Source organism: Rhodococcus sp. X156, assembly GCF_004006015.1.
Classification (GTDB): domain Bacteria; phylum Actinomycetota; class Actinomycetes; order Mycobacteriales; family Mycobacteriaceae; genus X156.
Window position 1 is genome coordinate 846,201 of sequence record NZ_CP034766.1, and the last position, 21,402, is coordinate 867,602.

Consider the following 21,402-nt stretch of genomic DNA (forward strand, 5'->3'; position numbering starts at 1 on the left):
TCAGCCCTGCTGGCCCGGCACCGCGAAGCCGGAGAAGAACAGCGTCGTCATCAGCTCGGCGAACTCCTCCACCGTGTGCCCGCGCCGGTTGGGCCAGTGGTTGGTGGCCCACAGGGTGTCGCGCACCGTGCGGTAGAAGACCTCGGCCGGGATGTCGGTGCGGAAGGTGCCGTCCGCGGCACCGGTCTCGATCGCGGTGAGCCAGTGGGCACGCACGCCGCGGGAGGCGGTGTCGATGGGCTCGAGCAGCCCGTTGTCGCGCAGGTACTGGCGGTCGTTCTGGTAGATCGCGGTGGGGTGCGGGTGCTCGTCGATCACCAGCAGCGTCTCCCGGATCAGCCCGCGGACGGTCTCCGCCGGCGAGCTGGTGCCCCGGTCCACGCGGTCGAAGCGCTCCAGGATGTCGTCCATGAACAGCCGCAGGATCTCGCTGGCGATGGCGTTCTTGGACTTGAAGTAGTGGTAGAGGCTGCCGGAGAACACCCCGGCGGTCTCGCCGATGTCGCGCACTGTCGTCGCGGCGATGCCTTTCTCCGCGAACAGCTCCGCGGAGGACGACAGGATCATCGCGCGTCGATCGGGTGTGGCGGCCACCGGTGTCTCCCACTGTCTGCGGCACCTCTGCTGAGGATGCCGGCCGTTGATGCTAGGGCAGGTCGCCCTCCTGGCGTGCTGGTGCCACCGGCTCAGACGCGCTGTTGCGCCGGCGGACGACTCCGGTGCTACTGTCTGATCAAGCGCTTGCTCAACTGGAAGGGTACGCCGTGCAGAGCCTGGAGAAGCAGCTCGAGCAGTTCCTCGGGGTGGAGGCGGAGCCACCCCGCGTCGCCCGCTACGAGGTCAACGCCCCGATGATCCGCAACTGGGTGGAGGCGCACGACGACCGCAACCCCGTCTACGTCGACGCCGAGGCCGCGCGCGCCACCGGGCGCCCGGACGTGGTGTGCCCACCGGCCATGGCCTCGACCTGGGTGATGTCGGGCTACCGCCGCTACCGCGACGTGCAGCGGATGCGCAGCGAGGGAGTGGTGGAGGACTTCGCCTACTCCCGCCTGCTGCAGCTGCTGGACGACGCGGGCTTCACCTCGGTGGTCGCCACCAACCTCGAGCAGGAGTACCTGCAGGAGATCCACCCCGGCGACCACGTCACCACGCACTTCACCATCGAGGCGATCTCGCCGGTGAAGAAGACCGGCCTGGGGGAGGGCTGCTTCATCACCCTGCTGAAGAAGTACGTCAACCAGCACGACGACCTTCTCGTGGAGGAGCGCTTCCGCCTGCTCCGCTTCAACCCCAGCACCCAGGAGGGCGCGGCATGAGCGCACCGACCGAGAACACGCCCGCCCGGTCCACCACGGTGCCGCACCTGGTGGTCACCCAGGACAACGAGTTCTTCTTCACCGCCGCAGCGCAGGGCCGCCTGGAGATCCAGCGCTGCACCAGCTGCGAGACGCTGCGCCACCCCCCGGCGCCGGCCTGCCCGCAGTGCCGCTCCTTCGACTGGGACACCGTGACCGCCAGCGGCCGCTGCACCCTGCACAGCTACACCGTCATCCACCACCCGCAGGACCCCGCGTTCGAGTACCCGCTCGCGGTGGGCCTGGTGGACCTGCCCGAGGGCACCCGGCTGGTCGCCGACATCGCCGGGGTGGACCACGCCGAGCTCAGGCCGGGCCTGGAGCTGGAGATCGGCTTCGCCGAGCACGCCCACGGAGCGGTCCTGCCCCAGCTGCGCAAGCCCGCCGGCGGTGCGGCATGAGTACCGCCACCACCGCCCGCTTTCCCGAGGCCGCGGTGGGCGACACCCTGCCGGTGCTCGAGCTGGACCTGGACCGCACCCTCATCGTCGCCGCGGCCATCGCCTCGCAGGACTTCGAGGACGTCCACCACGACCCGGGCAAGGCCCAGGACCGCGGCACCCCGGACATCTTCCTGTCCATCAACTCCACCAACGGCTTCCTGGACCGCTACGTCACCGACTGGTCGGGCCCGGCCTCCCGGATCGCCAGGATCTCCCTGCGCCTGGGCGTGCCCAGCTTCCCCGGCGACACCCTGCGCCTGACCGGCGAGGTGACCGCGGTGGACGGCGACGCCGTCACCCTCGCCCTCCGCGGGGAGACCAGCCGCGGAGTCCACGTCACCGCCACCGCCACCGTGGTCCCCACCGCCACCGCAGGAGGAGCAGCATGAGCAGCCGAGGTTTTTCCCGGGACGCCGCGATCGTCGGCATCGGCGCCACCGAGTTCTCCAAGAACAGCGGCCGCTCCGAGTGGCAGCTGGCCTGCGAGAGCACGCTGGCCGCGCTCGCCGACGCCCAGATCGGGGTGGAGGAGGTGGACGGCTTCGCGCTGTTCACCATGGAGACCAACCCGGAGATCGCGGTGGCCCGCGCGCTCGGCATCCCCGAGCTGACGTTCTTCAGCCGCATCCCGCACGGCGGCGGTGGCGCGTGCGCCCCGGTGCAGCAGGCGGCGCTGGCGGTCTCCTCCGGCGTGGCCGACGTGGTGGTGGTCTACCGCGCGTTCAACGAGCGCTCCGGCCACCGCTTCGGCGCCGGCCCGCCGCCGTTCGCCTACAACGCCAACACCGACCAGGAGTACCGCAACTGGATCAACCCCTACGGGCTGCTCACCCCGGCCCAGCAGGAGGCGTTCCTGGCGCGCACCTACATGGAGCGCTACGGCGCCACCAGCGAGGACTTCGGGCGGGTGTCGGTGCTCTCGCGCAAGCACGCCGCCAACAACCCCAAGGCGTGGTTCCACAACCGTCCGATCACCCTCGCCGACCACCAGGCCTCGCGGATGATCGCCGACCCGCTGCGGATGCTCGACTGCTGCCAGGAGAGCGACGGCGGCCAGGCCCTGGTCATCGTCAGCGCCGAGCGCGCCCGCGACCTGCCGCACCCGCCGGCGCTCATCGCCGGGGCCGCGCAGGGGGTGGGGCCGCAGCAGATCTCCATGAGCAGCTACTACCGCGACGACATCGACCGGATGCCCGAGGTGGAGCTGGTGGCCCGGCAGCTGTGGCAGCAGTCCGGCGGCGGCCCGGAGAGCATCGACGCCGCGATCCTCTACGACGCGTTCACCCCGATGGTGCTGCTGCAGCTGGAGGAGTACGGCTTCTGCGGGCGCGGCGAGGCCAAGGACTTCCTCCGCGAGGGCCACGCCGACCTCGATGGACGCCTGCCCATCAACACCCACGGCGGACAGCTGGGCGAGGGCTACATCCACGGCGTCAACGGCATCGCCGAGGGCGTGCGGCTGATCCGCGGCACCTCCACCAACCAGCCGTCGAAGTCCCTCGACAACGTCCTGGTCACCGGCGGCTCGCCGGTGCCGCACAGCGCCATCGTGCTCTCCGCCGACCGCTGAGGCTCGCGCCGCACCCCTGACCCTGAAGGAGCACCACCATGACCGAGCGCATCACCTACGCCCGCGCCACCCACGGAGAGGAGGAGATCCAGGCGGTCGTGGACGTGCTGCGCAGCGGCCACCAGGGGCTGCGCATCGGCAAGAACGTGCACGAGATGGAGACCCGCGTCGCCGAGCTCAGCGGCAAGGCGTACGGGGTGATGTGCAACTCCGGGTCCTCGGGGCTGTACCTGGCCATCGAGCTGCTGGACCTGCCCGCCGGCAGCGAGGTCATCACCTCGCCGCTGACCTTCTCCACCGACGTGGCCCCCATCGTGCGGGCCGGGCTGGTCCCGGTGTTCGTCGACGTCGAGCCCAACACCTTCAACGTCGACGTGGCCAAGATCGAGGCGATGGTCAGCGACAAGACGCGGGCCATCCTCATCCCGAACCTGGCCGGCAACTGCCCCGACTGGGACGCCATCCGCGCGGTCGCCGACCGGCACGGGCTCAAGGTCATCGAGGACACCTGCGACGCGCTGGGCCCACGCCTGCACGGCACCCCCACCGGGGCCCGCGCCGACATCAGCGTGACCAGCTTCTCGATGGCCCACATCATCACCTGCGCCGGCACCGGCGGCATGGTGATGGTGGACGACGTGGCGCTGCGCGACCGCGCGCTGCTGCTGCGCCGCTGGGGCCGGCGCTCCGAGCCCAACCTCTTCGGCAGCACCGGCAACGGCCGGGTGTTCCGCGAGGAGCTGGACGGGGTGGACTACGACAACGACTTCATCTTCGACGAGCTGTCCTGGAACTTCGAGCCCTCCGAGCTGGGTGCGGCCTACGGCGTGGTCCAGCTGGACAAGCTGCCGGCCAACTACCGGCGTCGTCAGCAGACCTTCGCGGCCTACACCGCGGCCTACGGCGCCCACCCGGAGCTGTTCACCACCCCGGTGCAGACACCGGGCCTGGACACCGCCTGGCTGTGCTATCCGGTGATGATCAACGCCGACGCGCCCTTCACCCGCAGCGACCTGCAGGAGGCCATCGAGGGCGACGGCATCGACACCCGCACGGTGTGGAGCGGCAACATCACCCGCCACCCGATGATGGCTGGCATCGACTTCCGCCAGCCGGAGGAGGGCCTGCCGGAGGCCGACGCGGTGTTCGCCCGCGGGATGACGCTGGGCATGAGCCACGGCCTCACCGACGCCGAGGTGGAGCGCATCGCCGAGAGCATCCACCGCTTCGCCGCGAAGTGGCAGTAGCCGCGCGCCGGACGACCTGACCACTTCCCCCACCACTCGCAGGAGCCACCCCGATGCACCTGGACCTGTCCGCCGAGTCGAAGCAGCTGCGCCGCGAGCTGCGCGACTACTTCGCCGCCACCATCAACGACGAGGACCGCCGCGCGCTGGTCCACCAGACCGAGGGCGGGCCGGTCTTCACCCGGATCCTGCGCCAGATGGGCCGGGACGGGTGGCTGGGGCTGGGCTTTCCCGCCGAGTACGGCGGCCGGGGGGAGGACCCGGAGGCCCTCTACGTCTTCTACGACGAGGTGATCCGGGCCAACGCCCCGCTGTCACTCGTCACCCTGAACACGGTGGCGCCGGCGCTGATGAAGCACGGCACCCAGCAGCAGAAGGACTTCTTCCTGCCGCCCATCCTCACCGGCGAGCTGATCTTCGCCATCGGCTACACCGAGCCGGGCGCGGGCACCGACCTGGCGTCGCTGCAGACCAAGGCCACCGTCGACGGCGACGAGCTGGTGATCAACGGCAACAAGATCTTCACCAGCGCCGGCGTCTTCGCGGGCTGGATCTGGCTGGCGGTGCGCACCGACCCGGACGCCCCGCGCCACCAGGGCATCTCGGTGGTGCTGGTGCCCACCAGCGCCCCGGGCTTCTCGGTCACCGAGATCCACACCGTGGGCGGCATCAGCACCGCCGCCACCTACTACGACAACGTCCGGGTGCCGCTGACCAACGTGGTCGGCGAGCTCAACGCCGGCTGGCAGCTGATCACCCACCAGCTCAACCACGAGCGGGTGGCGCTGGCCGCCCGCGGCGGGGTGGCCAACGAGCTGTTCGCCGAGGTGCTGGCCTGGGCCAAGGAGACGCACCCGGACGGCCGGCGGCCCTACGACCAGCCCTGGGTGCGCGCCAAGCTGGCCGAGGTCTACACGCTGCTCAGCGCGGCTGACCTGATGAACCTGCGGCTGGTGGCCGACGTGGCCGCCGGAACCCTGGGCGGTGGGGACTCCGCGGCCGCCAAGATCTTCGGCACCGAGGCCGTGGTCAACGCCTACGGGATGCTGCAGGAGGTGCTGGGCGCCGAGGGGCTGCTCCGCGCCGAGAGCCACGGCGCCGCCATCCAGGGCCGGGTGGAGGCACTGGCCCGACGGGCGCAGAACAACACCTTCGGCGGTGGCACCAACGAGGTGATGCGCGAGATCGTGGCCGCCAAGTGCCTGGGCATGGCCCTGGCCGCCCGGCGCCGCGAGGACCCGAAGCAGCCCAGCACGAGTGGAAAGAGCTGACATGGAGTTCGAGCTTGACGACGACCTGGCCTCCGTGCGCGAGCTGGCCGGGCAGATCTTCACCGACCTCGGCGAGGTGGACCGGCTCCGCGCCGCCGAGCGCGACGGCAGCGGTTTCGACGAGAAGCTGTGGCGGGTGCTCAGCGAGGCCGGCCTGGTGGGCATCGCGGTGGGCGAGGTGCACGGCGGCGCCGGGCTGGGCACGCTGGGGATGATCACCCTGCTGGAGCAGCAGGGCCGCCGGGTGGCGCCCGTGCCGCTGTGGGCGGTGCTGAGCATGGCCGTGCTGCCGCTGGCCGAGCACGGCTCACCCGAGCAGCAGCAGCGCTGGCTGCCCTCGCTGCTGGACGGCTCCACCCTGGTCACCGGCGCCTTCGACGTGCCGGCCGGGGTGGCGGCGGTGCTGCGGGCCGAGCTGGCGGGGCAGGGCTGGACCCTGCACGGGGAGGTGCCGGTGGTCCCCGCCGCGCAGCGCGCCGCCGCGGTGCTCGCTCCGGTGCTGCTGCCCTCCGGCGAGGTGATGGTGGTGGTGGTGCCCACCGACCGCGCCGGCGTCACGGTCACCCCGGTGCACGTCACCAACCACGAGAGCGCGGCGGCGCTGAGCCTGTCCGGGGTGGCGGTGGGCCAGGAGGATGTGCTGCCCGGCGACGGCGCGGAGATCACCGCCTGGGTGCGCCGACGGGCCCAGCTGGCGCTCGCGGCGCTGCAGCTGGGCGTGTGCGAGGAGGCGCTGGCGATGACCGCCAGGTACACCTCCGAGCGGGTGCAGTTCGGTCGGCCGCTGTCCACCAACCAGGCCGTGGCGGTGCGCGCGGCGGACGCCTACCTGGACACCGAGAGCATCCGGCTGACCACCCAGAAGGCGGCCTGGCTGATGGATGCCGGGCAGGAGGACGAGGCGCGGGCGGCCACCCTGGTGGCCAAGTGGTGGGCGGCCAAGGGTGGGCTCCGCGCGGTGCACGCCACCCAGCACCTGCACGGCGGCATGGGCGCGGACATCGACTACCCGATCCACCGCTACTTCCTGTGGGGCCGCCAGATCGCCTTCACCCTGGGCAGCGCGGCCGCGGTGGAGGCAGAGCTGGCCGAGGTGCTCGAGCACGGCGGCGCGATCGGCTCCCCAGCCTGAGCCCGGCGTCCCCCTTCGGGCCTTCAGCTTCGAGGCGTTCAGGGCCCGCAACGCCCTTTTCGGGGGCCGTTGCCGGCGATGCGGGCCCTGAACGCCGGGGGGAGCGGGGGAGTCAGGCCCAGGTGAGGGTGTCGGCCTGCTCCAGGCGGGGCAGCCGGTCGAACCAGGCGTTCTCCGCGGCGGGGTGGCCGATGTTCACCACCAGCTGCGAGCGCCAGCGGCCGTCGGCGAAGAACTCCGCGTCGATGCCGGCGTGGTCGAAGCCGGCCATCGGGCCTGCGGCCAGGCCGGCCGCGCGCACGGCCAGGATGAAGTAGCCGGCCTGCAGCGCGGCGTTGAACGTGCCCATGCCGGTGCGCATGGCCTCGTCCGCCTCGAAGGCGTCGCGCATCCCCGGGTTGATCGGGAAGACGGTGGGCAGGTGGTCGTGGAAGCGGCTGTCCACGGCGAGCACGGCGACCGCGGGGGCGGAGGCGGTCTTGGCCTGGTTGCCCTCGGCCATGTGCGGCAGCAGCCGCGCCTTGCCTTCGTCGGTGCGCACGTAGAGCACCCGCATCGGCTGGGTGTTGGCGGCGGTGGGCGCCCACTTGGCCAGGTCCCAGATGCCGGCGAGCTCGTCGTCGGTCACGGGGGTGTCGGTGAAGGCGTTGGCGGTGCGCGCCTCGGTGAACAGGATCTGACGGCTGAGCTCGTCGATCGCGGTACCGGCGGTGGAGCTCGTCGTGGAGGTCACGTGGGTGCTACCTACTTCCTATTGGCTTCGAAAAAACAAGCAACAAGAGAGACGCTAGCACCTGCCTATGATGGTGTGGTGAGTCCAGCCGAGAGTGCCCCCCTGCACGAGCCGCGCGTCTGTGACGCCGCGCTCGCGCGGGCGTTCGGGTTTCTGGGCAAGCGCTGGAACGGCGTCATCCTCGCCACCCTGCTGGCCGGGCCGGCCGGCTTCGCCGTGCTGCGCCGCGGGGTCGGGGGCATCAGCGACTCGGTGCTCTCCGAGCGGCTCAGCGAGCTGAGCAAGGCGGGGCTAGTGCAGCGCACCGTCGCGGAGGGCCCGCCGGTGGCGGTGGAGTACAGCCTCACCCCCGCCGGTCAGGCGCTGCTGCCGGCGCTGAGCGAGCTCACCGCCTGGGCCAGGGACAACCTGCCCGAGGGTGGCTGCCCCAACAGCTGACCACGCTGCGGCTCAGCCCTGCTGCAGCTCAGCCCTGCGGAGCGCAGGTGCTCGGCGCCGGGCCGGTGCTGCCGGTGGCCGCAGCCACGAAGCGCTCGTAGAGCCAGCGCTGGGCGTCGGGCGCACCGAGCACGAACGGCAGCGCGTGGCCGATGCCGACCCCGGGGAACACCGCCGGCAGGGTGATCTCCTGCAGCTGCACCCTGGTGCCCGGCTGGGCGCACCAGTCCGCGGCGAGCTGGCGAACCTGCCCGATGGGGACCACGTCGTCGTTGGTGCCGCTCCAGAGGTAGACCGGGGCGTCCGGGGTGTGCCGACCCACCCGCAGGTCGGCCAGCGCCGAGGCGAAGGGCTCGGTGAACAGGAAGGAGGTGAACGGCTGACCGTCGACGGTGTACTGGCCGGACTGCTGGAAGCCGAACCGCAGGATGGTCTCGCCCAGGCACTGCGTGCGCACGGCCTGGACGAAGTCCTTCCCGCGCTGGTTCAGCCGAGCGTCGAAGGCGGCCGCCAGCTGGGGGTCGTTGGCGGCGAGGCTGTTGATCGCGTAGCCCAGCGCCCCGGAGAGGATGGTGCCGTCGCTGCCCATCGCCACCGGGACCACGTCGGCCGGGGGAGCCCCCACCGCGCTGCCCACCAGGTTCACCTGCGGGGCGTAGGTGGAGTGCAGCTCGGCTGCAGCCCCCGCCGCCTGCCCGCCCTGGGAGTAGCCGTAGATGCCGACCGGGCCGTCGGCGGGGACGTCGAGGCCAGGCACCTCGCGGCCCAGGTTCTGCGCAGCGGTGGCGGCGTCGAGCACGGCGTGCGCCTCCTCCACCGGGTTGAGGTAGCTGTGCACCCGGTCGGGGGTGCCCAGGCCGAGATAGTCGGTGACCACCACGTTGGCGCCCGCGGCCAGCAGCGAGGGCAGGGTGATCGCCTCGTACTCCAAGCCCTGGCCGAGCAGCACCGACGGCGCGCACTGGTCGCCCTGACCGATGGTGCCCACCGCGTAGCTGATCAGCGGGCGGTCGCCGCCGCCACGCCACGGGGCGGTGGCCTGCAGCACCGTTCCGGTGACAGCCACGGCCTCGCCGTTCGCGTCGGTGCTCTTGTACATGATCGTGGTGGCGGGCACGCCCAGGTAGGCCACCGTGGCGGGCCGGTGGCGGACGAGGTCGCCGTTGGTCGCGGGCAGCTCCGCGGGTGGCGTGTAGAACGCAGCGCCGCCCAGGGCAGCGTCTCCGGGAGCGGCGGCGCCGGGAGCAGCGGCGCCGGCGGGCGCGGTGGCCAGCACCGTCAGCCCCACTGCGGCCAGGGCGATGACGGGGATGGTCCGCAACCGGTGCCGAGCGAGCATGGGTCCTCACCTCTCCTTGCGGGACAGGTGCGCGACGACTGCCGCGGCAGCGGGCTGCCCGGGCTCACCGTGACACAGCAAGTGGCCTGAGTCACGCACCACGGCGCCGCCGCGCTCGGTGGCCGGTGACCTGCCCTTGTCCTGCTCACCTCGACGTGGCTGGATGGACGGTGGCGGGGCCAGCGAGGCCCTTGGCGGTGGCCGGAGGTGCGCATGAGCCTGGTGAGTGGACCGATCTTCCAGATCTGCTGGGTGGTGGAGGACCTCGAGGCCGCCGAGCAGTGGTTCACGGACACGCTCGGGGTGCCGCACTGGATGCGGGTGCCCAACGTGGTGTTCGGGCCCGAGCACGCCACGTACCGCGGGGAGCCCGCCGACTTCGTCATCGACGTGGCGCTGGGCTACTTCGGGGAGCAGCAGGTGGAGCTCATCCGGCCGGTGTCCGGGCCCAGCCTCTACACCGAGCACCTGCAGACCAGCGGCCCCGGGCTGCACCACGTGGCCTGGGTGCCCGAGGACTTCGACGCGGCGCTGGAGCAGGCCCGTGCCCAGGGGCTGACGGTCACCCAGTCGGGCACCTTCCCCGGTACCGGCATGGAGTTCGCCTACCTCGACGGCACCGCGGGCGGCGCCCCGCACGTCGAGCTGCTGCGCCTGTCCCCGGACATGGTGGCGCTGTTCGACTCCGTGCGGCACCCGGGCTGAGGCGGCACGCGGCTGAGCAGTCGGCGTGGTCCGATGTGTCCGATTTATCAGTACTGCCCGTGAGCAGGGCAGCATCCACCGGTAAGATGTGGATAAACCTCCCGCCCGTGCTGCCGGACCGTGTGCGTCCGGCTGTGTGACCCACTGACGGAGCTCCCCCTGCTCTTACTGCTGATCATCCATGCCGCCGCGGCGCTGCTCGCGCCTGCGCTCGTGCGCTGGATGGGTCGCAGGGCGTTCCTGGTCCTGGCCGCTGTTCCCGCCGCCGGCCTGGTGTGGTCGGTGCGCACCATGGGCACCGTCCAGGAGATCTACCACCAGTGGATACCTGGCCTGGACCTCAACTTCGTCCTCCGGCTGGACCCGCTCGCCTCGATCCTCTGCGTGCTGGTCACCGGGGTCGGTGCGCTGGTGCTGCTGTACTGCTCCCGCTACTTCGACGACGACGAGCCGCGCCTCGGGCTGTTCGCCGGTCTGATGGTGGCCTTCGCCGGGGCCATGTACGGCCTGGTCCTGAGCGACAACATGCTCCTGCTCTACATGTTCTGGGAGCTCACCACCGTCCTGTCCTTCCTGCTGGTGGGTCACTACGCCAGCAAGGCCCGCAGCCGTCGGGCCGCCACGCAGGCGCTGCTGGTCACCACCGGTGGTGGCCTGGCGATGCTGGTGGGCATCGTGATCCTGGGCCGGCTCACCGGCAGCTACCTGCTCTCCGACGTGGTGGCCGCCGGCCCCGGGCTGATCACCTCGCACAGCTGGCTCACCGGTGTGGGCATCGTGCTGGTGCTCGTCGGTGCGCTGAGCAAGTCGGCCATCGTCCCCCTGCACTTCTGGCTGCCCGGCGCGATGGCCGCTCCCACCCCGGTGAGCGCCTACCTGCACGCCGCGGCCATGGTGAAGGCCGGCATCTACCTGGTGGCGCGGCTGGCACCGGGCTTCGCCGACGCCGCCGCGTGGCGGCCCCTGGTGATCACCCTCGGCCTGGCCGCCATGCTCATCGCCGGGTGGCGGTCGCTGCGGGAGAACGACCTCAAGCTGGTGCTGGCCTTCGGCACCGTCAGCCAGCTCGGCTTCCTCACCGTGCTGGTGGGTGCGGGCACCCGGGACATGGCGCTGGCGGGGATGGCCATGCTGGTGGCCCACGCCCTGTTCAAGGCCACCCTGTTCCTCGTCGTCGGCATCATCGACCACTCCACCGGCACCCGGGACCTGCGCAAGCTCAGCGGGCTGGGCCGAAAGCAGCCGCTGCTGGCGGTGGTCGCCATCGCTGCGGCCGCGAGCATGGCCGGCGTCCCGCCCTTCATCGGCTTCGTGGGCAAGGAGGCGGCCTTCGACGCGCTGCTGCACTCTGGCCTGCCGGCCACCTGGGGCCTGAGCGCCGGGACGGCCTCCACCCTCACCCTGGTGGGCCTGGTCGCCGGCTCGGCGCTGACGGTGGCCTACAGCCTGCGCTTCGTCTGGGGTGCGTTCGGCGCCAAGGGTGAGGCGGAGCCCAGCGCCAAGGTGCGCAAGCTGCACGCCCCCAGCCCGCTGTTCCTGGTGGCACCCGCCGTGCTCACCGTGGCCGGTCTGCTGGACGGGCTGTTCGCGCCCCTCATCAGCGACATCTTCGCCGACTACGCCGACACCCTGCCCGGCTCCCAGTCCTACCACCTGGCCCTGTGGCACGGCCTCGGCCCGGCGCTGGCGCTCACCGGGGTGGCCTTCCTCGGGGGTGGTCTGCTGTTCGTGGCGCGGGAGCAGGTGGTGCGCCTGCAGTGGGCCAGCCCGCCGCTGGGCAACGCCGACCGGATCTACGACGGCGTGCTGCGCCAGGCCGACGTGCTGTCCCAGAAGCTCACCGGCACCACGCAGCGCGGCTCGCTGCCGCTGAACCTCACCACCATCCTGCTGGTGCTGCTGGTGCTGCCCTCGGTGTTCCTGGCCATCGGCACCGACACCGGTCTCCGGCTGAAGCTGTGGGACGCGCCGCTGCAGGTGGTGATCGGGCTGCTGGCGGTGGTGGCCGCGCTGGCGGCCACCCAGGTGCGCAACCGCCTCGCCGGGGTGCTGCTGGTCGGCGTCACCGGCTACGCCAGCGGCGTCATCTTTGCCCTGCACGGTGCCCCGGACCTCGCCCTCACCCAGTTCCTGGTGGAGACGCTGCTGCTGGTGACCTTCGTGCTCGTGCTGCGCAAGCTGCCGCCGGAGATGCTGGACAGCAACTCCATCGGCCGCCGGGGCCCGCGTGCCGCGCTGTCGATCGCGGTGGGCACCCTGCTCACCGTGCTGGGGGCGTACGCGCTCAACGCCCGCAGCACGCTGCCGATCGCGCTGCAGCTGCCCGACCTGTCGTACCTGGAGGCGGGCGGGCGCAACGTGGTCAACGTGCTGCTGGTGGACATCCGCGCCTGGGACACCATCGGCGAGATCTCGGTGCTGCTGGTGGCGGCCACCGGCGTGGCCAGCCTGGTGTTCGGCCACCGCCGAGTGGGCACCGCGCCGCGGGTGTCGGACGTCGACGACGGCGGCGGCGGCTCGCTGCCGCCCCCGGAGAACCAGCCCACCGCGAGCTCCGCGCAGGAGCCCGGCTTCCCGGAGAGCTCACCGCGGTCGCAGGAGGGCACCACCTGGCTGCGCGGCGGCGACGTGATCGACCCGCGCTACCGCTCGCTGATGCTGGAGATCACCGCCCGGCTGGTGTTCCCCACGATCATGGTGCTGTCGGTGTACTTCCTCTTCGCCGGCCACAACGCCCCCGGTGGCGGCTTTGCCGGTGGCCTGGTCGCGGGGCTGGCGCTGGCCGTGCGCTACCTCGCCGGCGGTCGCTACGAGCTGGGCGAGACGCTGCCGGTGGACGCCGGGCTCATCCTCGGCCTGGGTCTGCTGATCTCCGGCATCACCGCCGGAGCCTCGGTGCTCCTGGGCGCCCCGGTGCTGTCCTCGGCCATCATCGAGGTGACGCTGCCGGTGCTGGGCCACGTCAAGCTGGTCACCGCGCTGTTCTTCGACATCGGCGTCTACCTCATCGTCATCGGGCTGGTGCTGGACGTGCTCCGCAGCCTCGGCGCCGGCCTGGACCTGCAGGAGGAGTCCGACGAGGAGGTCCGCGACGCGGACAACCGTGAGTCGCTGGAGGCGGCCAACGCAGGGGACTGGACCGGCAGCGACCCCACGGCTCACACACAGCGAAAGGAGTGGAACCGATGACCGCGAACCTGGGGATGCTCGTCGTCATCGGGGTGCTCTACTCCTGCGGGATCTACCTGCTCATCGAGCGCAGCGTCACCCGGCTGCTGCTGGGGGTGCTGCTGATCGGCAACGCCACCAACCTGCTGCTGCTCACCTCGGGCGGACCCTCCGGGAGCGCGCCGATCGTGGGCCGCGGTGACGGCGGCCCGATGGCCGACCCGCTGGCCCAGGGCATGATCCTCACCTCGATCGTCATCACCATGGGGCTCGCCGCGTTCGTGCTGGCGCTGACCTACCGCGCGTTCCGGCTCAACCGGCAGGACCTGGTGGAGAACGACCCCGAGTCGGCGAAGATCTCCCGACGCAGCCTGGCCGAGGCTCCCGACCGGGACCGCTCCGACGACCCCGTCACCGGTGAGCCCGCCCCCGAGGTGGACGAGTCGGAGTTCGACCCGTCGGAGTTCGACGTCGAGGACCCCGAACCGGTGGGCGCCGACGGCGTGCCCGGGCCGGGCGGCCGCACCCGGGGGGAGCCGCAGTGATCGCCACCCTCGCTCCGCTGCCGGTGCTGCTGTCGCTGCTCGGTGCTGCCGCCACCATGGTCATGGGCCGCCGGCCCCGCGCGCAGCGGCTGATCAGCATCGTCGTGCTCACCGCCGTGCTCGCGGTGGCGGTGGCCCTGCTGGTGCTCGTCGACCGCGACGGCATGGCCGCGGTGCAGGTGGGCGGCTGGGCCGCTCCGGTGGGCATCACCCTGGTGGTGGACCGGCTCTCCGCGCTGATGCTGGTGGTCTCGGCGGTGGTGCTGCTGGCCGTCCTGCTGTTCGCGGTGGGCCAGGGTGTCAGCGACGGTGACGAGCAACGTCCGGTGTCGATCTTCCAGCCCACCTACCTGGCGCTGTCGGCGGGCGTGAGCAACGCCTTCCTGGCTGGCGACCTGTTCAACCTCTACGTGGGCTTCGAGGTGCTGCTGGCGGCCAGCTACGTGCTGCTGACGGTGGGCGGCTCGGCGGAGCAGATCCGCGCAGGGGTGTCCTACGTGGCGGTGAACCTGCTGTCGTCGCTGGTGTTCCTCTCCGGCATCGGCTTCGTCTACGCCTCCACCGGCACGCTGAACATGGCCCAGATCGCCCAGCGGATGCCCGACGTGCCGGAGGGAACCCGCAACGCCATCTTCGCGGTGCTGCTGGTGGCGTTCTGCCTCAAGGCCGCGGTGTTCCCCATGTCGGCGTGGCTGCCCAACAGCTACCCGACCGCACCGGCACCGGTCACCGCGGTGTTCGCCGGCCTGCTCACCAAGGTGGGTGTCTACGCCATCATCCGCACCCAGACGCTGCTGTTCCCGGGTGGGGCGATGGACCGGGTGCTGATGGTGGCCGGGCTGCTCACCATGCTGGTGGGCATCCTGGGCGCGCTGGCCCAGAACGACATCAAGCGGCTGCTGAGCTTCACCCTGGTCAGCCACATCGGCTACATGGTGTTCGGCATCGCGCTGTCCTCGCAGGCGGGCCTGTCCGGCGCCATCTACTACGTGGTGCACCACATCGTCGTGCAGACCTCGCTGTTCCTGGTGGCCGGCCTGGTGGAGCGCCAAGGTGGCTCCACGTCGCTGCGACGCCTCGGCGGCCTGGCCGTGGCCAGCCCCCTGCTGGCGGTGCTCTACTTCATCCCGGCGATGAACCTGGGTGGCATCCCCCCGTTCTCCGGCTTCATCGGCAAGACCTCGCTGCTGCAGGCCGGGGTCGCCGACGGCAGCGTGCTCGCCTGGGCGCTGGTGGTGGGCAGCGTGCTCACCAGCCTGCTCACCCTCTACGCCGTCGCCCGGGTGTGGACCAAGGCGTTCTGGCGGCCCCGCGAGGATGCTCCCGAGGGGGAGCTGGCCGAGACCGGCCCGCTGGCCAAGGTCCCCGCCGCCTCGGACACCGCGGTGGCCGAGAAGGTCGGGCCCATGCCCGCCAGCATGCTGGTGCCCACCATCGGCATCATCGGGGTGAGCATGCTGCTCACCGTGCTCGCCGGCCCACTGGTGGGCATCACCGACCGCGCCGCCACCGACCTGCGCCAGCCGGCGCACTACGTCGAGACGGTGCTGGGGCCGGGTGCGGGCCGATGAAGATCCTGCGCCGCAACTCCCTGCACGGCGCCGCCGTGGTCGCCTGGCTCGCCTCCGTCTGGGTGCTGCTGTGGGGCAACATCTCCGCCGCGAACATCCTGGGCGGCATCGTCGTGGCCATCGTCATCCGCACCCTGCTGCCGCTGCCCCCGGTGCCGGTGGAGAGCCGGGTGCACCTGTGGGCGCTGGTCAAGCTGGTCGCCCACGTGGTGTGGGACCTGGTGGTCTCCAGCACCCAGGTGGCGCTGCTGGCCATCCGCCCCGGACCACCGCCGCGCAGCGCCGTGGTGCGCACGCACATGCGGGTGGAGTCCGAGCTGGTGCTGGCCCTCACCGTCACCACCCTCACCCTGGTGCCGGGATCGATCGTGATGGAGATCGACCGCACCAACCGGGTGATCTACTCGCACGTCCTCGACGTCCGCTCGGAGAAGGACATCCGGCGCTTCAAGGAGCAGGTCCGACGCCTGGAGGACCGGTTCATCGCGGCGTTCGAGTCCCCGGACGAGCCGAGCGCGGTGTCCCCGAGCGGGGGAGGTGTGCGATGACCGTGCTCGCCGTCGTGCTCGCCGTGATCTTCACCCTGGCCGGTGCGTTCACCGTGGTCCGCATCGTGCGTGGCCCCACCACGCTGGACCGGGTGGTGGCGGTGGACGTGCTGGTGGCCGTCATCCTGTGCGCGCTGGGCGCGCAGGCCGCGGTCACCAAGGACTCCTCCACGGTGCCCGCCATCGTGGCGCTGTCGCTGCTGAGCTTCGTCGGCAGCGTGAGCGTCGCCCGCTTCCGAGTGAGGGACGACCAGTGAGCACCTTTCTCGACGTGATCTCCGGCATCGCCCTGCTCGGCGGTGCGCTGCTGGCCCTGACCGCCTCGATCGCCCTGGTGCGCTTCCCCGACACCATGTCGCGCATGCACGCCGGCGCCAAGCCGCAGGTGCTCGGCCTGCTGCTGGTGCTGGCCGGCGCCACCATCCGGCTGCGCGGCAACGTCGACGTGGGGATGCTGGTGCTGGCCGGGATGTTCCAGCTGATCACCGCCTCGGTGGTCGCGCACCGGCTCAGTCGCGCGGCCTACCGGGAGCGGGACCGCTGCGTGCGCGCCGACCTGCTGGTGGCCGACGAGCTGGCCGAGGACGAGGGCACCGGCGAGGCGATGTGCGAGTGCGAGGTGCCGCCGCCGGTGGCTCAGCCCCGCCCGGAGCCGGCCGTGCGCGAGGAGCCCGTGCACGCCCAGTCCCCCAACGGAGCGGGCCGGGGCTAGCCGGGCTACAGGGTGCTGACCTCCTGCTGGTGCAGGGACCGCGGCTCCACCCCGGCGCGGTTGAGGGCGGCCACCACCTCCGGCAGCCGCGACTGGTCCACCAGCACCTCCACCCGCAGCCGGTCGTGGAAGCTGGACTGCTGCAGGCTCCCGCGGAACATCGCCGAGCGCAGCTCACCGGTGTACACCGCGGCGCTGGTGAGCTCCAGCGACTGGGCGCCGGCCGCCAGCAGGGCGTCGCGCAGCTCGTCGACCTGCTCGCTGCGCACCGTGGCCGTCACCAGGCGCAGGGCCCCGTGCCCGTCGCCGCCGGCGTCGGCCGGGGTGAGGCGGTGACCGTTGGTGCGGGCCGGCACCGCCGACTCGGTGAGCCGGCTGGTGACGTCGCCCAGCGCGTAGCCGGTGGCGCCCTGCTGCACCTCGTCCAGGTGGTCCTGCTCGTCCAGGGGCTCGCGCAGGCCGATGGTCAGCTGCACCGCCATGGCGATGATCCAGCTGACCACCAGCGAGAAGACCACCACGCTGACCAGGGCCACCACCTGGTGCCACAGCAGGCTGCCGCCACCGCCGTAGAACACCCCGTCGGCGCCGACCGGGTTGATGTCGCTGCTGCCGAAGAACCCCAGCAGCAAGGTGCCCAGCACGCCGCCGAGGAAGTGCACGGCGATGACGTCGAGCGCGTCGTCGTAGCGCAGCAGGAACTTCAGCCGCACCGCCAGGTTGCACAGCAGGCCGGCGATGAGCCCGATGGCGACGGCGCCGCCCGTGCTGACGAAGCCCGCGCACGGGGTGATGGTGGCCAGCCCGGCGATCGCGCCGGAGACGGCGCCCACCAGGGTGGAGTGGCCGCTGGTGAGCTGCTCCACCAGCAGCCAGGTGAGCATGGCGGCGGAGGCGGCGATGTGGGTGTTCATCATGGCCTGCGCGGCTACTGCGTCGGCCTGCAGGCCGTCACCGGCGTTGAAGCCGAACCAGCCGAACCACAGGATCCCGGCGCCGACCAGCATGAGCGGCAGGTTGTTGGGGGAGGAGGCGGTGCTGGACCACCCCTTGCGCCGGCCGACCACCAGCAGCACCGCGATCGCGGCTGCGCCCGCCGAGGCGTGCACCACCATCCCGCCGGCCCAGTCCTGGGCGCCCAGGTCGGCCAACCAGCCCTGTGGAGCCCACAGCCACCGCGCCACGAGCGGGTACACGACGATGGACCAGATCACCAGGAAGCACACCCAGCCGAAGAACTTGAGCCGCCCGGCCACCGCGCCGGTGAGCAGCGCCGGGGTGATCACCGCGAACATCATCTGGAACGCCACGAAGGCCAGCGCCGGAATGGTGACCGCTCCGGCGACGGTGTGGAACTGCGGGGCGTCCACCTCCAGCAGCGAGAAGGCGTCGACGTTGCCGATGACGGAGTTGCCCTCGTTGGAGAACGCCAGGGTGTAGCCGACGATCACCCAGGTCAGGGAGATGACGCAGAGCGGAATGATGTTCTGCATGATCATGGTGAGCACGTTGTTGACGCGCACCATCCCGCCGTAGAACAGCGCCAGGCCCGGCGTCATGAACATGACGAGCGCCGCGCAGACGAGCACCCACGCGGTGTCGCCGGCGTTCATCGCCAGGTCCCGAGGTCGAGTGCCGGTGACGGGCTGCAGCTTCGGTACATGGCGACCACCAGTTTCGTGTCTGGTTCACGGGAGCTGTCGCCGAGCGCTCCCCGCCTCGGCGCTGCACGGGCCTCATTAGTCTACCGGCAGAAAAATTGCAACCAAAGTGTGGGAATTCACCACAAACGGGCGGGCGGACGGGGTTCCGGTTCAGCGGCGGCGCACCCGGTTCTGGGCCCAGGTGATGCGCAGCCCAGGAACCGCCTGCGGCGGCACGCCGGGCAGGCTGAACACGGAGCCGTCGCGCAGCTCGATGCGGGCCTGCTCGTCGCCAGGACGGGGGTCGAGCACCCAGCGGACCTCCCACCACGGCACGAAGATGCGCCGCATCACCAGGCGCAGCCCGTCCGGGGTGACCACCGTCAGCGGGACCAGCCAGATGGCCGCGATGCCCAGCGCGGCCAGCGGCACCAGCACCACCCAGGCGATGCTGTGCGAGGCGATGGTGAACATGACCAGCCAGGCCATCGTCATGCCGAACAGCATGGTCAGCCAGGTGCGTGCGTAGCGCGCCCCGCGGAAGCGGCCCAGCGCGGGTCGTTGGTCGTCGTCGTCCCTGCGTGCCACTGATCGAGGATATCGCCGGGCCCCGAGCGCGCCGCGGGCCCCGGTTGTCCGGAAGGATGGGGCGCCTGGCCACCGGGCCGGAGCGCGACCGACACCGAGGAGCAGCACATGACGGGCTTTGCGGAGCAGCTGGGACTGCAGCCGGGCACCACCGAGGACGGTCGGGCGGAGCTGGACTTCACGGCGACCGAGGAGCACCTCAACCCCGCCGGAGCCGTGCACGGCGGGGTGCTCGCGACCCTGGTGGACACCGCGATGGGCCTGGCCGTGCGCAGCCGCACCGGCGAGGACGACTCCCCGGCGACCAGCCAGCTGACCATCACCTACCTGCGGCCGGCCAAGCCGGGGGAGCTGCGGGCGGTCGGCAAGATCCGCACCCAGGGCGAGCACCTGATGGTGTGCGAGGCGGAGGTGCTGCAGGGCGAGGAGTCGGTGGTGCACGCCCTGGCCACCTTCGCCCTGCTGCACCGCTGAGGCCCGACCCGTGTCCGGCCCCGGCGGCGGTGACCCCGCGACCGACGACGTCCACCCGATCTGCGTGACCTGCGGGGTGCAGTACGACCCGCTGCTCGTGGTGGACGGCCGCTGCGTCGTGTGCGAGGACGAGCGGCAGTACGTGGGCTGGGACGGCCAGCGCTGGACCACGCTGGCCGAGCTGGCCGAGCAGGGCCACCAGACGGTGCTCCGCCAGGAGGGCGCGCTGTGGGGCGTCGGCACCGAACCGTCCTTCGCCATCGGGCAGCGGGCCCTGCTGGTGCCCGGCGAGGGCGGGAACCTGCTGTGGGACTGCGTGTCCTACCTCGACGCGGAGACCGTGGCCGCGGTGGCCGAGCAGGGTGGCATCGCGGCGGTGGCCGTCTCGCACCCGCACTTCTACTCCTCGGCGATCGCTTGGAGCGAGGCCTTCGGTGGTGTGCCGGTGTACCTGCACGCCGCCGACGCAGAGTGGGTCTGCCGCGACGGCAACATCGTCTCGTGGACCGGCGACACCCTGGAGGTGCTGCCGGGTCGGACCCTGCTGCGGGCCGGGGTGCACTTCGCCGGCGGCACGGTGCTGCACTGGGACGGTGCCGACGCCGGCGGCGTCACCCTCGCCGAGCCCGCGCTGTGCACCGGCGACATCCTCACCGTGGTGATGGACCGGCGCTACGTCTCCTTCATGTACAGCTACCCCAACCACGTGCCCGAGTCGCCCGCGGTGATCGACCGGGCGCTGCGGCTGCTGGAGCCCTGGCCGTTCGACACCATCTACGGCGGCTGGTGGCGGCGGGTGGTCACCGGTGACGCCAAGCAGGCCGTGCAGCGCTCCGCCGAGCGGTACCTGGCCCGGCTGGAGCACGAGCCGGACTAGTGCCGGGGCGGACTAGAGGCGGGAGCGCCGGGTCCAGGCCAGCAGGTCCGCCAGCGGCCAGGTGTTCACCACCCGGTCGGGGTCGACGTCGCACTCCTCGGCCCGCGCACAGCCGTAGGCCTGCCAGTCCAGCTGGCCGGGGGCGTGGGCGTCGGTGTCCACGCTGAACAGGCAGCCCGCGGCCACCGCCTGGCGCAGCAGCCGACGCGGCGGGTCCAGGCGCTCGGGGCGGCTGTTGATCTCCACCGCCACGTCGTGCTCGGCGCAGGCGGCGAACACCGCCTCGGCGTCGAAGTCGCTCTCCGGGCGCACCCCCCGGTCGCCGGTGACCAGCCGGCCGGTGACGTGGCCGAGGACGTCGGTGTGCGGGTTGCGCACGGCGGCCAGCATCCGCGCGGTCATGGCGGCTCGGTCGGTGCGCAGCTTGGAGTGCACGGAGGCCACCACCACGTCCACCTCGCCCAGCAGCTCGTCGGTCTGGTCCAGCGTCCCGTCCACGTTGATGTCGCACTCGATGCCCGACAGCAGCCGGAACGGTGCCAGCTGCTCGTTGACGGTGGCCACCAGGGCGAGCTGCTCGCGCAGCCGCTCGGCGGTGAGGCCACGGGCGACGGTCAGCCGCGGGGAGTGGTCGGTCATGGCCAGGTACTCGTGGCCCAGCTCGACCGCCGTCGCCGCCATCTCCTCCACCGGGCTGCCGCCGTCGCTCCAGCTGCTGTGGCAGTGCAGGTCGCCGCGCAGCTGCGCCAGCAGCTTCTCCCCGCCCTCCACCAGGTGGCCGGCGGACTCCTCCAGCCGGACCAGGTAGTCGGGGGTGTGCCCGGTGTGCGCCTGGGTGATCACCGCGGCGGTCTTGGGGCCGATGCCGCCGAGGTCGGTGAGCGTCCCTGCCGCCACCCTCCGGTCCAGGTCGGTGGGGGAGAGCCGGGTGACGACGTCGGCGGCGTTGCGGAAGGCTTGCACCCGGTGGCTGGCCTCGCGGGCACGCTCGAGCAGGAAGGCGATCCGTCGCAGGGCCGTCACCGCGTTCATGGGGTGAG

Annotated in this window: 22 protein-coding genes and 1 pseudogene; 17 read left to right on the top strand and 6 right to left on the bottom strand. The window is 71.8% G+C overall.

Annotation, left to right across the window (positions count from 1 at the left end; all coding sequences use genetic code 11):
- Positions 1–594, bottom strand: coding sequence for a TetR/AcrR family transcriptional regulator (locus ELX43_RS03975; protein WP_241249759.1), 594 nt, complete (start codon positions 592–594; stop codon positions 1–3).
- A gap of 170 nt (positions 595–764) precedes the next feature.
- Between ELX43_RS03975 and ELX43_RS03980 the strand changes: the two genes are divergently transcribed.
- From ELX43_RS03980 to ELX43_RS04010, 7 genes are read left to right on the top strand one after another with little or no spacing between them, the layout of a single operon-like run.
- Positions 765–1,319, top strand: a complete 555-nt coding sequence (locus tag ELX43_RS03980) for a MaoC family dehydratase N-terminal domain-containing protein (RefSeq protein WP_127782231.1) — start codon at positions 765–767, stop codon at positions 1,317–1,319.
- Positions 1,316–1,759 (top strand): OB-fold domain-containing protein, encoded by a 444-nt coding sequence (locus ELX43_RS03985; RefSeq protein WP_127782232.1) that lies wholly within the window; start codon positions 1,316–1,318, stop codon positions 1,757–1,759. The genes ELX43_RS03980 and ELX43_RS03985 overlap by 4 nt, the downstream gene beginning before the upstream one ends.
- Positions 1,756–2,190, top strand: a complete 435-nt coding sequence (locus ELX43_RS03990; RefSeq protein WP_127782233.1) for a MaoC/PaaZ C-terminal domain-containing protein — start codon at positions 1,756–1,758, stop codon at positions 2,188–2,190. The genes ELX43_RS03985 and ELX43_RS03990 overlap by 4 nt, the downstream gene beginning before the upstream one ends.
- The gene (locus ELX43_RS03995; RefSeq protein WP_127782234.1) at positions 2,187–3,371 is read left to right on the top strand and encodes a lipid-transfer protein; all 1,185 of its coding nucleotides are present in this window, start codon (positions 2,187–2,189) and stop codon (positions 3,369–3,371) included. The genes ELX43_RS03990 and ELX43_RS03995 overlap by 4 nt, the downstream gene beginning before the upstream one ends.
- Positions 3,372–3,409: 38 nt before the next feature.
- A complete protein-coding gene (locus ELX43_RS04000; protein WP_127782235.1) occupies positions 3,410–4,618 on the top strand; it encodes an aminotransferase class I/II-fold pyridoxal phosphate-dependent enzyme in 1,209 nt (402 codons plus the stop codon).
- A gap of 53 nt (positions 4,619–4,671) precedes the next feature.
- A complete protein-coding gene (locus ELX43_RS04005) occupies positions 4,672–5,889 on the top strand; it encodes an acyl-CoA dehydrogenase family protein (protein ID WP_127782236.1) in 1,218 nt (405 codons plus the stop codon).
- A 1-nt stretch (position 5,890) separates the two neighbouring features.
- Positions 5,891–7,021, top strand: a complete 1,131-nt coding sequence (locus ELX43_RS04010; protein WP_127782237.1) for an acyl-CoA dehydrogenase family protein — start codon at positions 5,891–5,893, stop codon at positions 7,019–7,021.
- A gap of 112 nt (positions 7,022–7,133) precedes the next feature.
- Here the strand turns inward: ELX43_RS04010 and ELX43_RS04015 are convergent, their stop codons facing one another.
- The gene (locus tag ELX43_RS04015; protein WP_127782238.1) at positions 7,134–7,754 is read right to left on the bottom strand and encodes a malonic semialdehyde reductase; all 621 of its coding nucleotides are present in this window, start codon (positions 7,752–7,754) and stop codon (positions 7,134–7,136) included.
- A gap of 75 nt (positions 7,755–7,829) precedes the next feature.
- On the opposite strand from ELX43_RS04015, the gene ELX43_RS04020 reads away from it, so the two are divergent.
- Complete coding sequence (locus ELX43_RS04020; RefSeq protein ID WP_127782239.1) at positions 7,830–8,192, top strand: helix-turn-helix domain-containing protein; 363 nt, start codon at positions 7,830–7,832, stop codon at positions 8,190–8,192.
- Positions 8,193–8,220: 28 nt separating this feature from the next.
- On the opposite strand, the gene ELX43_RS04025 is transcribed toward ELX43_RS04020, so the two are convergent.
- On the bottom strand, positions 8,221–9,531 hold the full coding sequence (locus tag ELX43_RS04025; RefSeq protein WP_127782240.1) for a lipase family protein: 1,311 nt from the start codon (positions 9,529–9,531) through the stop codon (positions 8,221–8,223).
- A 213-nt stretch (positions 9,532–9,744) separates the two neighbouring features.
- Here ELX43_RS04025 and ELX43_RS04030 point away from each other — a divergent pair, with 213 nt between their 5' ends.
- The 7 genes and pseudogenes from ELX43_RS04030 to ELX43_RS04060 all read left to right on the top strand — a co-directional run.
- A complete protein-coding gene (locus ELX43_RS04030; RefSeq protein ID WP_127782241.1) occupies positions 9,745–10,236 on the top strand; it encodes a VOC family protein in 492 nt (163 codons plus the stop codon).
- Positions 10,237–10,395: 159 nt separating this feature from the next.
- Positions 10,396–13,425 carry a Na+/H+ antiporter subunit A gene (locus ELX43_RS04035; protein ID WP_127784659.1) on the top strand — a complete coding sequence of 1,010 codons (3,030 nt, stop codon included), beginning with the start codon at positions 10,396–10,398 and terminating at the stop codon, positions 13,423–13,425.
- Positions 13,422–13,949 (top strand): Na(+)/H(+) antiporter subunit C, encoded by a 528-nt coding sequence (locus tag ELX43_RS04040; protein ID WP_127782242.1) that lies wholly within the window; start codon positions 13,422–13,424, stop codon positions 13,947–13,949. Before ELX43_RS04035 ends, ELX43_RS04040 begins: the two co-directional genes overlap by 4 nt.
- A gap of 56 nt (positions 13,950–14,005) precedes the next feature.
- Positions 14,006–15,520, top strand: coding sequence for a Na+/H+ antiporter subunit D (locus tag ELX43_RS04045; protein ID WP_241249857.1), 1,515 nt, complete (start codon positions 14,006–14,008; stop codon positions 15,518–15,520).
- Positions 15,517–16,068, top strand: coding sequence for a Na+/H+ antiporter subunit E (locus ELX43_RS04050; protein WP_127782244.1), 552 nt, complete (start codon positions 15,517–15,519; stop codon positions 16,066–16,068). The genes ELX43_RS04045 and ELX43_RS04050 overlap by 4 nt, the downstream gene beginning before the upstream one ends.
- Positions 16,065–16,325, top strand: coding sequence for a monovalent cation/H+ antiporter complex subunit F (locus ELX43_RS04055; protein WP_127782245.1), 261 nt, complete (start codon positions 16,065–16,067; stop codon positions 16,323–16,325). The genes ELX43_RS04050 and ELX43_RS04055 overlap by 4 nt, the downstream gene beginning before the upstream one ends.
- Positions 16,322–16,645: pseudogene (locus ELX43_RS04060) on the top strand (monovalent cation/H(+) antiporter subunit G); the annotation flags it as partial. The gene ELX43_RS04055 and the pseudogene ELX43_RS04060, both read left to right, overlap by 4 nt.
- Positions 16,646–16,785: 140 nt before the next feature.
- Here ELX43_RS04060 and ELX43_RS04065 read toward each other — a convergent pair.
- Both ELX43_RS04065 and ELX43_RS04070 read right to left on the bottom strand, forming a co-directional pair.
- Positions 16,786–18,393, bottom strand: coding sequence for an ammonium transporter (locus tag ELX43_RS04065; protein WP_127782247.1), 1,608 nt, complete (start codon positions 18,391–18,393; stop codon positions 16,786–16,788).
- Between the two features lie 201 nt (positions 18,394–18,594).
- On the bottom strand, positions 18,595–19,011 hold the full coding sequence (locus ELX43_RS04070) for a hypothetical protein (RefSeq protein ID WP_127782248.1): 417 nt from the start codon (positions 19,009–19,011) through the stop codon (positions 18,595–18,597).
- A 108-nt stretch (positions 19,012–19,119) separates the two neighbouring features.
- On the opposite strand from ELX43_RS04070, the gene ELX43_RS04075 reads away from it, so the two are divergent.
- Both ELX43_RS04075 and ELX43_RS04080 read left to right on the top strand, forming a co-directional pair.
- Positions 19,120–19,485 carry a PaaI family thioesterase gene (locus ELX43_RS04075; RefSeq protein WP_127782249.1) on the top strand — a complete coding sequence of 122 codons (366 nt, stop codon included), beginning with the start codon at positions 19,120–19,122 and terminating at the stop codon, positions 19,483–19,485.
- A 10-nt stretch (positions 19,486–19,495) separates the two neighbouring features.
- Positions 19,496–20,362, top strand: a complete 867-nt coding sequence (locus tag ELX43_RS04080; protein ID WP_127782250.1) for an MBL fold metallo-hydrolase — start codon at positions 19,496–19,498, stop codon at positions 20,360–20,362.
- 12 nt (positions 20,363–20,374) lie between these two features.
- Here ELX43_RS04080 and ELX43_RS04085 read toward each other — a convergent pair whose 3' ends face one another.
- Positions 20,375–21,394 carry a PHP domain-containing protein gene (locus ELX43_RS04085; RefSeq protein ID WP_127782251.1) on the bottom strand — a complete coding sequence of 340 codons (1,020 nt, stop codon included), beginning with the start codon at positions 21,392–21,394 and terminating at the stop codon, positions 20,375–20,377.
- Positions 21,395–21,402: the final 8 nt, after the last annotated feature.

Excerpts from the sequence above, each read along its gene's own strand:
- ELX43_RS04085 (WP_127782251.1), bottom strand. The coding sequence starts at position 21,394 with ATGAACGCGGTGACGGCCCTGCGACGGATCGCCTTCCTGCTCGAGCGT.
- ELX43_RS04010 (WP_127782237.1), top strand. The coding sequence starts at position 5,891 with ATGGAGTTCGAGCTTGACGACGACCTGGCCTCCGTGCGCGAGCTGGCC.
- ELX43_RS04030 (WP_127782241.1), top strand. The coding sequence starts at position 9,745 with ATGAGCCTGGTGAGTGGACCGATCTTCCAGATCTGCTGGGTGGTGGAG.
- ELX43_RS03990 (WP_127782233.1), top strand. The coding sequence starts at position 1,756 with ATGAGTACCGCCACCACCGCCCGCTTTCCCGAGGCCGCGGTGGGCGAC.
- ELX43_RS04005 (WP_127782236.1), top strand. The coding sequence starts at position 4,672 with ATGCACCTGGACCTGTCCGCCGAGTCGAAGCAGCTGCGCCGCGAGCTG.
- ELX43_RS04050 (WP_127782244.1), top strand. The coding sequence starts at position 15,517 with ATGAAGATCCTGCGCCGCAACTCCCTGCACGGCGCCGCCGTGGTCGCC.
- ELX43_RS04045 (WP_241249857.1), top strand. The coding sequence starts at position 14,006 with ATGGTCATGGGCCGCCGGCCCCGCGCGCAGCGGCTGATCAGCATCGTC.
- ELX43_RS04000 (WP_127782235.1), top strand. The coding sequence starts at position 3,410 with ATGACCGAGCGCATCACCTACGCCCGCGCCACCCACGGAGAGGAGGAG.
- ELX43_RS04025 (WP_127782240.1), bottom strand. The coding sequence starts at position 9,531 with ATGCTCGCTCGGCACCGGTTGCGGACCATCCCCGTCATCGCCCTGGCC.
- ELX43_RS04040 (WP_127782242.1), top strand. The coding sequence starts at position 13,422 with ATGACCGCGAACCTGGGGATGCTCGTCGTCATCGGGGTGCTCTACTCC.
- ELX43_RS04065 (WP_127782247.1), bottom strand. The coding sequence starts at position 18,393 with ATGAACGCCGGCGACACCGCGTGGGTGCTCGTCTGCGCGGCGCTCGTC.
- ELX43_RS03995 (WP_127782234.1), top strand. The coding sequence starts at position 2,187 with ATGAGCAGCCGAGGTTTTTCCCGGGACGCCGCGATCGTCGGCATCGGC.
- ELX43_RS04055 (WP_127782245.1), top strand. The coding sequence starts at position 16,065 with ATGACCGTGCTCGCCGTCGTGCTCGCCGTGATCTTCACCCTGGCCGGT.
- ELX43_RS03985 (WP_127782232.1), top strand. The coding sequence starts at position 1,316 with ATGAGCGCACCGACCGAGAACACGCCCGCCCGGTCCACCACGGTGCCG.
- ELX43_RS04075 (WP_127782249.1), top strand. The coding sequence starts at position 19,120 with ATGACGGGCTTTGCGGAGCAGCTGGGACTGCAGCCGGGCACCACCGAG.